The 13,777-nt window shown below is 68.0% G+C and carries 13 protein-coding genes; all 13 read left to right on the top strand.

Annotated elements, in window-relative coordinates; translation table 11 throughout:
• Window positions 1-106: 106 nt before the first annotated feature.
• The 13 genes from C7H75_RS17530 (at window position 107) to hpf (ending at window position 13,658) form a co-directional block, all read left to right on the top strand.
• Complete coding sequence (locus C7H75_RS17530) at window positions 107-1,633, top strand: amino acid permease (RefSeq protein ID WP_022597137.1); 1,527 nt, start codon at window positions 107-109, stop codon at window positions 1,631-1,633.
• Between the two features lie 109 nt (window positions 1,634-1,742).
• Window positions 1,743-2,960, top strand: coding sequence for an alkane 1-monooxygenase (locus tag C7H75_RS17525; RefSeq protein WP_022597136.1), 1,218 nt, complete (start codon window positions 1,743-1,745; stop codon window positions 2,958-2,960).
• A complete protein-coding gene (locus C7H75_RS17520; protein WP_005518718.1) occupies window positions 2,957-3,118 on the top strand; it encodes a rubredoxin in 162 nt (53 codons plus the stop codon). The genes C7H75_RS17525 and C7H75_RS17520 overlap by 4 nt, the downstream gene beginning before the upstream one ends.
• 20 nt (window positions 3,119-3,138) lie before the next feature.
• Window positions 3,139-3,321: a rubredoxin gene (locus C7H75_RS17515; protein ID WP_005518720.1), complete on the top strand. Its 183-nt coding sequence runs from the start codon at window positions 3,139-3,141 to the stop codon at window positions 3,319-3,321.
• Window positions 3,322-3,354: 33 nt separating this feature from the next.
• A complete protein-coding gene (locus C7H75_RS17510) occupies window positions 3,355-3,963 on the top strand; it encodes a TetR/AcrR family transcriptional regulator (protein ID WP_005518722.1) in 609 nt (202 codons plus the stop codon).
• Window positions 3,964-4,038: 75 nt separating this feature from the next.
• On the top strand, window positions 4,039-5,517 hold the full coding sequence (ahcY, locus tag C7H75_RS17505) for an adenosylhomocysteinase (protein ID WP_005518723.1): 1,479 nt from the start codon (window positions 4,039-4,041) through the stop codon (window positions 5,515-5,517).
• A 119-nt stretch (window positions 5,518-5,636) separates the two neighbouring features.
• Complete coding sequence (locus C7H75_RS17500; protein ID WP_041674365.1) at window positions 5,637-6,914, top strand: metal-dependent hydrolase family protein; 1,278 nt, start codon at window positions 5,637-5,639, stop codon at window positions 6,912-6,914.
• Between the two features lie 59 nt (window positions 6,915-6,973).
• A complete protein-coding gene (locus C7H75_RS17495; protein WP_005518728.1) occupies window positions 6,974-7,642 on the top strand; it encodes a dTMP kinase in 669 nt (222 codons plus the stop codon).
• A gap of 66 nt (window positions 7,643-7,708) precedes the next feature.
• Complete coding sequence (mtrA, locus tag C7H75_RS17490; protein WP_005518730.1) at window positions 7,709-8,386, top strand: MtrAB system response regulator MtrA; 678 nt, start codon at window positions 7,709-7,711, stop codon at window positions 8,384-8,386.
• Window positions 8,383-10,254 (top strand): MtrAB system histidine kinase MtrB, encoded by a 1,872-nt coding sequence (gene mtrB, locus C7H75_RS17485; RefSeq protein WP_106851645.1) that lies wholly within the window; start codon window positions 8,383-8,385, stop codon window positions 10,252-10,254. Before mtrA ends, mtrB begins: the two co-directional genes overlap by 4 nt.
• The gene (gene lpqB / locus C7H75_RS17480) at window positions 10,251-12,023 is read left to right on the top strand and encodes an MtrAB system accessory lipoprotein LpqB (protein ID WP_022597128.1); all 1,773 of its coding nucleotides are present in this window, start codon (window positions 10,251-10,253) and stop codon (window positions 12,021-12,023) included. Before mtrB ends, lpqB begins: the two co-directional genes overlap by 4 nt.
• A 51-nt stretch (window positions 12,024-12,074) precedes the next feature.
• Window positions 12,075-12,740, top strand: a complete 666-nt coding sequence (locus C7H75_RS17475) for a ComF family protein (RefSeq protein ID WP_233281789.1) — start codon at window positions 12,075-12,077, stop codon at window positions 12,738-12,740.
• A 240-nt stretch (window positions 12,741-12,980) separates the two neighbouring features.
• Window positions 12,981-13,658, top strand: a complete 678-nt coding sequence (gene hpf, locus C7H75_RS17470; protein ID WP_041674361.1) for a ribosome hibernation-promoting factor, HPF/YfiA family — start codon at window positions 12,981-12,983, stop codon at window positions 13,656-13,658.
• Window positions 13,659-13,777 lie beyond the last annotated feature (119 nt).

Raw genomic sequence — 13,777 nt, 5'->3', positions numbered from 1 at the left:
TGCCGTTTGGGTGTTTCGTCCCAGGTCAGGCGGCGTGTCGCGAAACCGTGCTGGCGGCGTCCCACCGGCATAGGCTTTCTCCATCCCCACCTCCGAGGAGGCAGCGATGGCGACGTCCGACCCGAATGTCGGTAGTACCCGCGCACGATCACGATCAGGTCTGTTCCGCACCAAGTCGGTCGAGCAGTCGATTCTGGAAACCGACGAGCCGGAGACCAAACTCCGCAAGGACCTCACCTCGTGGGACCTGACGGTCTTCGGCGTCGCGGTCGTGATCGGCGCCGGCATCTTCACCCTCACCGCGCGGACGGCCGGCAACATTGCGGGGCCGTCGGTATCGCTGGCGTTCGTGTTCGCGGCCGTCGCGTGTGCGTTGGCGGCCCTGTGTTACGCGGAATTCGCGTCGACAGTCCCCGTCGCGGGCAGCGCGTACACCTTCTCGTACGCGACTTTCGGTGAGTTCGTCGCCTGGATCATCGGCTGGGATCTGATCCTGGAGTTCGCACTCGCGGCGTCGGTGGTGGCGAAGGGCTGGTCGCTGTACCTCGGTGAGGTGCTGGGCAGCTCGAGCCCCGTGCTGCACATCGGTTCTCGTGAAATCGACTGGGGCGCGGTCCTCATCATCGCGATCATCACCGTCCTCCTGGCGACCGGCACGAAACTGTCGTCGCGGGTCTCCGCGGTGATCACCGCGATCAAGGTTGCGGTCGTGCTGTTCGTCGTCGTGGTCGGCGCCTTCTACATCAAGGGCGAGAACTACTCCCCGTACATTCCGCCGTCCGAGGCCGGATCGACCGGTGAGGGCATCCACCAGTCGCTGTTCTCGTTCGTCACCGGCGCCGGCGGCAGCACATTCGGCTGGTACGGCCTCCTCGCGGCTGCCAGCCTCGTGTTCTTCGCGTTCATCGGCTTCGACGTCGTGGCGACGACCGCGGAAGAGACCAAGAATCCGCAGAAGGCGTTGCCGCGCGGCATTCTCGGATCGCTCGCGATCGTGACGGTGCTCTACGTGGCGGTCTCCCTCGTGCTCACCGGAATGGTGAAGTACACAGACCTCGCCGGCGACGACTCCACGCTCGCGACGGCGTTCGCGATCAACGGCATGGACTGGGCGAAGAACCTCATCTCGTTCGGCGCCCTCGCCGGCCTCACCACCGTCGTCATGGTCCTCATGCTCGGCCAGACCCGCGTGCTGTTCGCGATGTCGCGGGACGGCCTGATGCCGAGGAGCCTCGCGCCTACCGGTAAGCACGGCACCCCCGTGCGGATCACGGTGCTGGTCGGTGTCGTCGTCGCCGTTCTCGCCGCGTTCTTCCCGATCGGCACGCTCGAGGAAATGGTGAACATCGGAACGCTGTTCGCGTTCGTGCTGGTGTCGATCGGCGTCGTGGTGTTGCGTCGCACGCGTCCGGACCTGCCGCGCGGCTTCCGGGTGCCGTTGGTACCGCTCGTCCCGATCCTGGCGGTGCTCTCCTGCCTGTGGCTGATGTTCAACCTCTCCGTCGAGACCTGGCTGCGTTTCATCGTCTGGATGGCGATCGGTGTGGTGGTCTACTTCGCCTACAGTCGCCGGCACTCCATGATCGGGGTTCGCGAGCGCGCGGCGGCGGCGGAGGCGAAGGAGAAGTCCTGACCGGTTTACAAATCTTTGCGATTGTCTAGACCCCGTACACGAGGACGCGTATCGTCAATTCCAGGGTGATGCTGCTCACGTTGGAGTGGCCTCGTGGAAGGGGATGATCATGGCGGCGGACGGAGCTGTCGAAACGGAAGTGCCGGTCTGGCGCGACAAGAAGCGTTATCTGTGGCTGCTGGGCCTGATTCCGCCCACCGCGATCTTCCTGGCGCTCGCGCTGGTCTGGGCGTTCAATCGGGTCGGGCTCGGGGCGGTGGCGCCGGTGTGGTGGTGGATCGGTCCGCTGCTCGTCTACGTGCTGCTGCCGATCCTCGACCTCGCCTTCGGGGCGGACGGGCAGAACCCGCCCGACGAGGTTATGGAACAGCTCGAGAACGATCGGTACTACCGCTGGTGCACCTACGCGTACATCCCGCTGCAGATCGTCACGGTGGTGGTCGCGTGCTACCTGTGGTCGGCGGACGACCTGAGCTGGCTCGGGATCGACGGGGGCCTGGGCCTGGTCTCGAAGATCGGTCTCGCGATCAGTGTCGGGTGCGTGGCCGGGATCGGCATCAACACCGCGCACGAACTCGGCCACAAGAAGGACGACCTGGAACGATGGCTGTCGAAGATCACGCTCGCGCAGTCGTTCTACGGCCACTTCTATATCGAGCACAACCGCGGCCACCACGTGCGGGTCGCGACCCCCGAGGACCCCGCGAGTTCACGCTTCGGGGAGAGCTTCTGGGCATTCCTCCCGCGCAGCGTGTGGGGCAGTCTGCGGTCGTCCTGGCGCCTGGAGAAGGCGCGCCTGGAGCGGCTCGGGAAGGGGCCGTGGACAATTCGGAACGACGTGCTGAACGCGTGGCTGATGTCGGTGGTGTTGTTCGGCGCGATGATCGCGATCTTCGGCTGGGAAGTGGCGCCGTTCCTGTTGCTGCAGGCCGTGTTCGGGTTCTCCCTGCTGGAGACCGTCAACTATCTCGAGCACTACGGGTTGCTGCGGCAGCGCACCGAGAGTGGGCGTTACGAACGGTGCACGCCCGCTCACAGCTGGAACAGCGATCACATCTGCACCAACATCTTCCTGTACCACCTGCAGCGGCACAGCGACCACCACGCCAACCCGACGCGGCGCTACCAGACGCTGCGGAGCATGGACATCGCGCCGAACCTGCCGAGCGGGTACGCCAGCATGATCATGCTCGCGTACGTGCCGCCCCTGTGGCGGGCGGTGATGGATCGAAAGGTCCTCGCCCACTACGACGGTGACATCACGAAGGTCAACCTGCAGCCGAGTAGGCGGGAGAAGCTGCTCGCGGCCCACGGGGGAGCGGCATGAGCGCGTATCGCTGCCCGGTGTGCGAGTTCGTGTTCGACGAGGCCGTCGGAGCTCCCCGTGAGGGGTTCCCGGCGGGGACGTCGTGGGCGACGGTGCCCGACGACTGGTGCTGCCCCGACTGCGGTGTCCGGGAGAAGATCGATTTCGAACCCGTCTGACGGGAAAGAGGACAGGGATCATGAAGGACTACAAGCTCTATCAGTGCGCGCAGTGCGGATTCGAGTACGACGAGGAACTCGGCTGGCCCGACGAGGGCATCGCCCCTGGGACGCGATGGGAGGACATTCCCGACGACTGGCGCTGTCCCGACTGCGGCGCCGCGAAGGAGGACTTCTTCATGGTCGAGGTCGAGCGCAGCTGAGGCCGGGGGCGTGCCGCCACTAGGCTCGACGTCATGACCGAGCCCCAGCCACGTGTGCCCTACCAGGAGGCGTCGCGACTGCTGCTGCGCGAGTCGATCCTCGACGCGGTCCACGACTTCCTGCTCGAACGGGACTGGTCGGGGGTCACGATGACCGACGTCGCGGCGGCTGTCGGCGTGAGCCGGCAGACGCTGTACAACGAGTTCGGGTCGCGGCAGGGTCTCGCGAACGGCTACGCGCTGCGATTGGTGGACCGCTTCGTCGACGCCGTCACCGACGCCGTCTACCGACACGAGGGCGACGCGCGTGCGGCGCTGGTGGACGGCTTCACCGGCTTCTTCCAGGCCAGTGGCGCGGACCCGTTGGTTCGGTCGTTGCGGACGGGCGCGGCGAAACCGGACCTTCTGCGCATCGTCACCACCGACAGCGCGCCGCTCATCGAGCGGGCCACGGGGCGGCTGGCAGAGACCTTCCGGCTGAGCTGGATTCAGGCGTCGGAGGGCGATTCGACGGTGCTGGGACACGGCATCGTGCGTATCGCACTGAGCTACGTGTCGATGCCGCCGACGTCCGATCGGGACGACGCTCAGGAGTTGGCGGCCCTGCTCGCCCCCTTCGTCGACGTCGTGACCCGGGCGTAGGCACGTCCCGTCCCCCGGGGCGGATCGGCACCCGATAGCCTGGGAGTCAACCCAGACAGCCAACAGGAGAGGCACATGACGACCTCAGTTTCATCGGAGCCGGTGGTAGAGCACCGCGGCGGCATCGACTTCAAGGTGGCGGATCTGTCGCTCGCCGAGTTCGGCCGCAAGGAGATCCGTCTCGCCGAGCACGAGATGCCCGGTCTCATGGCGCTCCGCCGTGAGTACGCAGACGTCTTGCCGCTCAAGGGCGCTCGCATCTCCGGCTCGCTGCACATGACGATCCAGACCGCGGTCCTGATCGAGACCTTGACGGCCCTCGGTGCTGAGGTTCGGTGGGCGTCGTGCAACATCTTCTCGACGCAGGATCACGCGGCCGCGGCCGTCGTCGTCGGCCCGCACGGCACCGTCGACGAGCCCAAGGGTGTCCCGGTCTTCGCATGGAAGGGCGAGACCCTCGAGGAGTACTGGTGGGCAGCCGAGCAGATGCTCACGTGGCCCGGTACCACCGCGAACATGATCCTCGACGACGGCGGCGACGCCACGATGCTGGTGCTGCGCGGCGCGCAGTACGAGAAGGCCGGCGTGGTCCCGCCCACCGACGACGAGCACGACTCGGACGAGTACAAGGTGTTCCTGGCGCTGCTGCGCAAGTCGCTCGAGGCCGACGGTGGCAAGTGGACCGCGATCGCCGAGTCGGTCAAGGGCGTCACCGAGGAGACCACCACGGGCGTGCTGCGCCTGTACCAGTTCGCCGCTGCAGGCGAGCTGGCCTTCCCGGCGATCAACGTCAACGACTCGGTCACCAAGAGCAAGTTCGACAACAAGTACGGCACCCGCCATTCGCTGCTCGACGGCATCAACCGCGGCACCGATGTGCTGATCGGCGGCAAGGCGGCGCTGGTGTGCGGCTACGGCGACGTCGGCAAGGGTTGCGCCGAGGCGCTGCGCGGCCAGGGCGCGCGCGTCACGGTCACCGAGATCGACCCGATCAACGCGCTGCAGGCGATGATGGACGGCTACGACGTCAAGACCGTCGAGGAGTTCATCGGTGAGGCCGACATCGTCATCACCGCGACCGGCAACAAGGACATCATCTCCTTCGAGCACATGAAGCAGATGAAGCACCAGGCGATCCTGGGCAACATCGGCCACTTCGACAACGAGATCGACATGGCGGGCCTCGAGCGGGCCGGCGACGTCACGCGGATCAACATCAAGCCGCAGGTCGACGAGTTCACGTTCGCCGACGGCCACTCGATCATCGTGCTGTCGGAGGGACGCCTGCTCAACCTGGGCAACGCCACCGGTCACCCGTCGTTCGTGATGTCGAACTCGTTCGCGAACCAGACGATCGCGCAGATCGAGCTGTGGACCAAGCCGGAGGAGTACGACAACGAGGTGTACCGCCTGCCCAAGCACCTCGACGAGAAGGTCGCGAAGATCCACGTCGAAGCGCTCGGCGGCTCCATCACCAAGCTGACGAAGGATCAGGCCGAGTACATCGGCGTCGACGTCGAGGGTCCGTACAAGCCGGAGCACTACCGCTACTGAGGTACCCGCGACATTCGTCGTAATCAGTCACGGCATCGGCCGGGGATCGTGGTCACGATCCCCGGCCGATGCCGTTATCCGGCCGCCCCGGGCGCGCCCGCTCGCTAGGGTCCGAGGGTATGGCGGCAACGGGGAGTGGCGAGCGGCTGTTGTTTCGCGACGTGCGGGTGTTCGACGGTGAGTCCGCGGACCTCGTGCACGGCGACGTGCTGATCGACGGCGACCGGATCGAGGCGGTGTCGGGATCGCCCATCGGGGAGGCACCGGGCCGGCGGACCGTCGTCGTCGACGGCGGGGGCCGGGTGCTGATGCCGGGGATGAGCGACGCGCACGTGCACCTGGTGGGCAACGCGAACTCGTATCTTGATCTGCTCACGGGGACGCAGGCGCACATCGCGCTCAACGGGACCGCGGAGGCCCGGAACATGCTGCTGCGCGGCTTCACCGCCGTGCGGGACATGGCCGGCGACACCGCGAGCATCAAGACCGCGATAGACCGGGGCCAGTTCCCGGGGCCGCGAATCTATCCGTGCCAGGCGGCGATCTCCCAGACCAGCGGACACGGCGACTTCGGGTTCGTCTACGACACGCCCACCGAGCTGGGGGGTGTCGAGAACCGCTCCGAGGCAATCGGATTCATGCGCATCGCGAACGGTGAATCGCAGGTACTCGCGGCGGTGCGGGAACAACTCAAGCGCGGGGCCTCGCAGATCAAGCTGATGGTCGGCGGTGGCGCGGCGTCGATGTACGACCCGCTGTACACGGTGCAGTTCACCGCCCGTGAGCTTCGGGCGGCGGTCGACGCGGCCACCGACTACGGGACCTACGTCGCCACCCACGTCTACAACGTCACCGGCATCAGGCGGGCCATCGAGGCCGGCGTGAAGTCGATCGAGCACGGACATCTCGCGGACGAGGACACCGTCGCCCTCATGGCCGAGCGTGACGTGTGGCTGTCGATGCAGCCGTTCGCCGAGGACGACCACCACTACCCGGATCCGGATCGCGCCGAGAAGAACCGGGAGATCTGCGGCGGGGTCGAACAGGTCTACGGCTGGGCGCGCAAACACGGGGTGCGGGTCGCCTTCGGTACCGATCTGCTCCTCGAACCCGAGTCCGCCGCGCGGCAGAGCGCGATGGCGGCACGCCTGGCCGACTACTTCGGCAACCTGGAGGCGCTGAGGATGCTGACGTCGGGCAATGCCCGACTGTTCCGTCTGGCGGGGGAGCGGGACCCGTACCGGGACGCCCCGTTCGGCGTGATCGCCCCCGGCGCGTGGGCCGACGTGCTGTTGGTGGACGGGAATCCGCTCGAGGACCTGTCGCTGCTCGCCGACCCGGACAAGCACCTCGACGTCATCGTCAAGGGCGGCGTCGTTCACAAGAACACGTTGTGACCGCCGTCCCGTCCCCAGGTCCGGGCGTCCGGCGGTGACCACCGATAGGCTCGACCGTCGTGGGAATGCTGATCGCCCTGGAGGGGCTCGACGGTGCCGGTAAGCGCACGCTGGTGGGCAAGGTCGTCGCGCGACTCGAAGCGGACGGCCTGGACGTCGCGACTCTCGACTTTCCGCGGTACGGGACGTCGATCCACGCCGACCTCGCGTCCGAAGCCCTCAAAGGCGCGCACGGCGACCTGAGTGCCTCGGTGCACGCGATGGCGGTGATGTTCGCCCTCGACCGGGCGGGCGCTGCCGACCGGTTGCGCGACCTCGTCGCCGCGCACGACGTCGTGATCCTCGACCGGTACGTCGCCTCCAACGCGGCGTACGGCGCCGCCCGGATGCACGAGGGCGGCGACGGCGAATTCGTCGGCTGGATCGAGAACCTCGAGTTCGACCGCCTCGGGTTGCCGCGCCCGGACCTCCAGCTGTACCTCGACGTGCCCGTCGCGCTGGCCGAGCAGCGTGCCCGGGCCCGCGAGGCGGAGGACGTTTCCCGCACGCTGGACGCGTACGAGAAGGACAGTGGCCTGCAGGCGAGGACCGGTGAGGTGTACCGCGAGCTGGCGGCCGCGGACTGGAATTCCCCGTGGTGGACGCTCACACCGGACACCGATCCGGGCATTCTGGCCGATAAACTGGCAGTCTTGCATCAGCGGAGAGGCCTGCCGTCGCAACATTGAGCGGCACGCCGGGGCGTGTACGCGCCTTTCCACATCAAGCAGCCTCGAAGATGTAACGATAGGGATATGAAGCCAAGGATTCTGGTTGTCGACGATGACACGGCGCTCGCCGAGATGCTCACCATCGTGCTTCGTGGGGAGGGGTTCGAACCCTACGTGGTGGGCGACGGCAGCCAGGCACTGACGGCCGTCCGTGAGACGCGTCCGGACCTGGTGCTGCTCGACCTCATGCTTCCCGGCATGAACGGCATCGACGTCTGCCGTGTCCTGCGGGCCGAGTCCGGCGTGCCGATCGTGATGCTCACCGCCAAGACGGACACCGTCGACGTGGTACTCGGGCTCGAGTCCGGGGCGGACGACTACATCATGAAGCCGTTCAAGCCCAAGGAACTGGTCGCCCGAGTCCGCGCCCGGCTGCGTCGCACCGAGGAGGAGCCGGCAGAGGTGCTCAGCATCGGCGACATCATGATCGATGTCCCGGCGCACAAGGTCACCCGCGACAACGCGCTGATCTCGCTGACGCCCCTCGAGTTCGATCTCCTGGTGGCGCTGGCCCGCAAGCCGCGTCAGGTCTTCACCCGCGAGGTGCTGCTCGAGCAGGTGTGGGGTTACCGCCACGCCGCCGACACCCGACTGGTGAACGTGCACGTGCAGCGGCTGCGCGCCAAGGTCGAGAAGGATCCTGAGAACCCGGAGGTGGTGCTCACAGTCAGGGGGGTCGGCTACAAGGCCGGACCGCCGTGATCGGTGCCGGACGGAACCGGCGGCGAGTCAACAGGGCGTTCTCTCCGCTGATCCGCTGGTGTCGGGCTTCCGGCAACTGGCTCGCTCACTCGTGGCGTAGGTCGCTGCAGCTGCGCGTCGTGGTCTCGGCGCTGTCGCTGTCGTTGATCGTCATCACGATTCTCGGTGTGGTGCTCACCAGTCAGCTCACCGATCGCCTCCTCGACGCCAAGATCACGGCGGCGAGCGAGGAGCTCGACCGCGCGCGGGGGACCGTGGAGGCGCAGCTGTCGGGTGCCGACGACAGCGGATCGCTGCAGGTCCGGTTGGACGCGGCCCGGTTGGCGCTGACCAACCGGGAGTCCGACGCCGGCCAGACGTCCGGTTCGGCGGGCACCTTCGACCCGGTGGTCATCGTGCCGGGGGACGGCCCACGCGAGCCGACGTCGAGTGGCCCGGCCGAGCAGATCCCGGAGAGCCTGCGGGAATTCGTGCGCGCGAACCAGATCAGCTACCAGTTCGCGACCGTCAACGACCCCGACGGCTACTCCGGTCCCGCGCTCATCATCGGCAGCCCGACCGCGTCGGACATCGCCACACTCGAGCTGTACCTGGTGTTCCCCCTCGCAAGCGAGGACAGCAGTCTGTCGCTGATGCGCGGCACGCTGCTGATCGGCGGCGCCGTGCTGGCGGTGCTGCTCGCGGCCATCTCGATGCTCGTGGCGCGTCAGGTCGTGTTGCCGATCCGCTCTGCGTCGCGCATCGCGGTGCGCTTCGCGGACGGTCGACTCAAGGAGCGCATGCCGGTGCGCGGCGAGGACGACATGGCGCGCCTGGCGATGTCGTTCAACGAGATGGCGGAGAGCCTGTCGAAGCAGATCACGCAGCTCGAGGAGTTCGGCAACCTGCAGAAGCGGTTCACCTCCGACGTGAGCCACGAGCTGCGGACCCCGCTGACCACGGTGCGAATGGCGGCCGACCTCATCCACGACAGCAGTGACGAGCTCGATCCCGTGCTCAAGCGTTCGTCCGAACTGCTCGTCGCCGAGCTCGACCGCTTCGAGAGCCTGCTCGGCGACCTGCTCGAGATCTCGCGCCACGACGCCGGCGTCGCCGAACTGGCGTCCGAGCAACTGGACCTGCGCATGTGTGCGCGCGCCGCGGTCTCGACGGTGCGTCATCTCGCGAAGGAGACGTCGACAGAACTGATCGTCGACCTGCCGGAGGAGCCGGTGGTCGCGGAAGTCGATCCGCGCCGCGTCGAGCGGATCCTACGCAACCTGCTCGCCAACGCGATCGACCACGGTGAGGGCAAGCCCGTGCTGCTGCGGTTGCGGGCGGACGACGACGCCGCGGCGTTCATCGTGCGCGACCAGGGTGTCGGTCTGCGGCCGGGGGAGGAGAAGCTGGTGTTCAACCGATTCTGGCGCTCGGACCCGTCGCGTGTCCGCCGGTCCGGCGGCACCGGCCTGGGGCTGGCGATCAGCGTCGAGGACGCGAACCTGCACAACGGCATGCTCGAGGCCTGGGGAGAGCCCGGCGAGGGTGCGTGCTTCCGGTTGACGCTGCCGCGGGTGCGGGGGCGCAAGGTGTCGCGGAGTCCGTTGCCGCTCAAGCCCGGCGTCGCCAAGTACATCCAGGGTCGGCCGCTGCCGGGCGCGCCCGCCGCGACCGGGGCCGACGAGGCGTCGGCGGAGGGCTCTGCGGAGCCCACGGCCTCGATCGTCTCGACGCCCACGGCTCCCGTCGTGTCGGAGCCCACGGCTCTCGTCGTCTCGGAGCCCACGACGGCTACCACCGGGGCGGACGAGGACCTGCCGACGACGGCTCCGCAGCCCGATCCGGACGAGAGTCCGACCGTGCCGAGGGTGCGGGAGAGGGAATCGTGAGCCGGGCGCGGGCGGTGCTGTGCGCGGTGCTCGGTGCCGTGATCGTCGGCGCGACGGGTTGCGCCAACCTGCCGGATTCGTCCGCCCCGCAGGCGATCGGGACGATCCAACGCTCGATGCCGACCACGAGTGTCGAGGCGCCCGCGCCCGGACGCGAGCCGGACCTGTTGCTTCGCGATTTCGTCAAGGCGAGCACCGATCCTGCCAACCGGCACCTCGCCGCTCGGCAGTTCCTCACCAAGGAGACCTCGGCGCGGTGGGACGACGCCGCGAGCGCGACCATCGTCGACAAGATCGACCTCATCCTCGAATCGCGAACCGCGGACCGCGCCGTGTACACGATCCGGGCCAACCGGGTGGGGCAGCTCGAACCGGGCGGCCTCTACCAGGCCCAGGAGGGCACCTTCGAGGCCAAGTTCAGCTGGGTCAAGGTCGACGGCGAGTGGCGCATCGACGACCTGCCGTCGGGCGTCATCATGGATCGCCCGCAGTTCCTGAATTCGTACCAACGCAAGTCGCTGTACTTCCTGGATCCGAGTGCCACCACCGTGGTGCCGGATCCACGGTGGGTCGCGGCCAGCCAGGACCAGATGGCGACGCAGTTGATCGGGCTGCTCATCGACGGACCCAAGCCTTCGCTCGCCGGCGCGGTGCGCAACGAGCTGGGCTCGGGAGTGTCGGTGCTCGGCACCATCACCAAGGCGGACGGACGTTCGTCCCAGGTCGGGGTGGGACTCGGCGGCATCCGAGTGGACTTCCAGGGGCTCAGCAAGATGAACGCGCAGTCGCGCGAACTACTTGCGGCGCAGGTGGTCTGGACGTTGGCCAACGCCGACATCTCGGGACCCTACGTGCTCCTGGCCGACGGCCAACCGCTCGATTCGCGGTATGCCGACGGCTGGACCACCGCGGACGTCGCCTCGTTGAATCCGCTTGCGACGTCGAGCGCCTCCGTCGGGTTGCACGCGCTGCGCGGCGGCGGGCTGGTCGCCGTCGACGACGGCGCCGTGACGCAGGTTCCCGGGTATTTCGGGGCGTCGGACAACCTCCGTTCCGTCGCGATCTCGCGTGACGGCGCCCTCGTCGCGGCCGTGGCGGAGACCCGGCGGCCGGCACCCGAGCCACAGACGGCCCTGGTGGTGGGGACGTACGACGGCAACGTGGCGACCGCGCTCGAGGCGCAGTCCGTGACGCGACCGTCGTGGGGCGTCGACGGCGCCAGCGTCTGGGCGGTCGTGAACGGGTCGACCGTGGTGCGGGTGGTCCGGGAGACCGGCACCGGCAAGTTGACCACGATGAACGTGGAGAGCGGCGCGCTCGGCGCGATCGGTGGCCCGATCACGGAGTTGCGGCTCTCCCGCGACGGCGTCCGCGCCGCGATGATCATCGACGGGAAGGTGTACGTCGCCACGGTCGTCCAGATGCCGGACGGCGCGTACTCGCTCACCAGCCCGCGGGCGATCGCGCACGGCCTCGGCGGGCCGGCGATCTCGCTCGACTGGAGTACCGGGGACACGGTGGTCGTCGCGCGCGGCGGATCCGACGTCCCGGTGGTCCAGCTGGCGGTCGACGGGTCGCGGATGGATTCGTTGCCGAGCCGGAACCTGACGGCGCCGGTGACGGCCGTCGACGCGACGTCCACCACCGAGTACGTGGCGGATGCGCGTGCGGTGTTCCAGCTCAACAACAACGATCCGGCCGGTGACCGGTACTGGCGGGAGGTGCCCGGCCTGGCCGGGACCAAGGCGGTTCCGGTCCTGCCGGGCTGACCCGGCTTCGAGCGGCGCGGGTTGTCGGTGGCGGGCGGCACACTGCCGGCTGTGCGCACACTCCTCGACCTGGTCCTGCCCGCCGAGTGCGGGGGTTGCGGTGTCACCGGCACCCAGTGGTGCGGGCGGTGCCGTCGGGCGCTGGCGGATGTCCCGATCGCCGTCACACCGCGCGTGGACCCGGGGGTGCCGGTGTGGGCGCTGGGGCCGTACTCGGGTCCCCGGCGGCGCGCGGTGATCGCCGCGAAGGAGCGTGGGCGCCGCGATCTCGCAGGGCCGCTCGGTGCCGCGCTGGCGGGCGCGATCGACGTTCTGCGACGGTGGGGTGAACTGCGGCCCGCGGCGTCGTCAGGGCTCTGCCTGGTGCCCGCGCCGACGCGCACCCGTGCCGCGCGACTGCGCGGAGGTGACCCGGTGCTGCGGGCCGTGGAGTCCGCAACGACCTGTCTGGACGCGCGGTGCCGGGTGTGGCCCGTCCTGTCGATGCGCCGAGGCGTGCGCGATTCGGTCGGCCTCTCGGCGGGCCAGCGGCAGGACAACATCGGCGGACGGATCGTGGTCGATCGGTCGCCGTGGGGCGTGTGCGCCCCCGGGAGGAGGCAGGTGGTTCTGATCGACGACGTCGTGACGACCGGCGCGACGTGTGCGGAATCGGTGCGTGCGTTGGGTGCCGCGGGGGTGCCGGTCGCGGCGGTGATCGTCGTGGCCGCCGCCTGACCCGGCAGACGCGGCGAACTGCGGAAACGGTCGATCCGGGCGAATGTCGTTCACGACACACCGGTGAAATCGCGCTGAACAGTGGCACACGGAGCAGTTACGTACTAGCGTCGCCATCACACCCGAAGTCACAGGTGGGAGGTGATATTTCACGTTCTGATACCGGGTGGTCCCCCGCCCGGTCGAGATCGAACTCGCCGGTCTCACCTCAGTGAACCGGCCGTAAATCGGGAGGTACGAGTGACGACCCCTATGCAAGCCTCGGTCTTCGTTGACGAAGACGCCGCCACGACGGAGGCTCCGAGTACCACGGGCGCGAACAACGCCGAAATCGTCGTCAAAGGACGCAACGTAGAAGTGCCGGAACACTTCCGGGTCTACGTTTCCGAGAAGCTCGCACGACTCGAGCGCTTCGATCCCACCATCTTCCACTTCGATGTGGAACTCCAACACGAACGCAACCGCCGACAGGCCAAGAGTTGCCAGCGAGTCGAGATCACGGCCCGCGGCAAGGGGCCGGTCGCCCGCGCCGAAGCGAGCGCGGACAGTTTCTACGCGGCATTCGAATCCGTGACTGCCAAGCTGGAAAGTCGGTTGCGCCGCACCAAGGACCGCCGAAAGGTCCACTACGGGGAGAAGACGCCGGTATCGGTCGCGCAAGCCACCGCAGCACTCGCGCAAGATGATTCGCTCGCGATCGACCGTGATCTCTCCCTCGACGGCGAGGCGCCGCCCGGTCCGGGGCAGATCGTGCGCACCAAGGTCCACTCCGCCTCGCCGATGACGGTCGACGACGCGCTGTACGAGATGGAGCTGGTCGGCCACGACTTCTACCTGTTCCACGACAAGGAGACCGACCGGCCTTCCGTCGTGTACCGCCGCCACGCGTTCGACTACGGATTGATTCGCCTGGCCTGACGTTGCGGCCGGTCGGTCTACTCGTCCGACCGTGAATACGCATAACATGGGATCCGGCTGGGGTAACCCGACCTCGGCCGGATCCCGTTTGTCATGTATCTGCCACCGATACCGACACC

Source organism: Rhodococcus (subgen. Prescottella) equi (genome assembly GCF_003013675.1).
In the GTDB taxonomy this organism is placed as follows: Bacteria; Actinomycetota; Actinomycetes; order Mycobacteriales; family Mycobacteriaceae; genus Prescottella; species Prescottella equi.
Note: the sequence above shows the minus strand (reverse complement) of the source record. Positions and strands in the feature narration are given on the sequence as shown.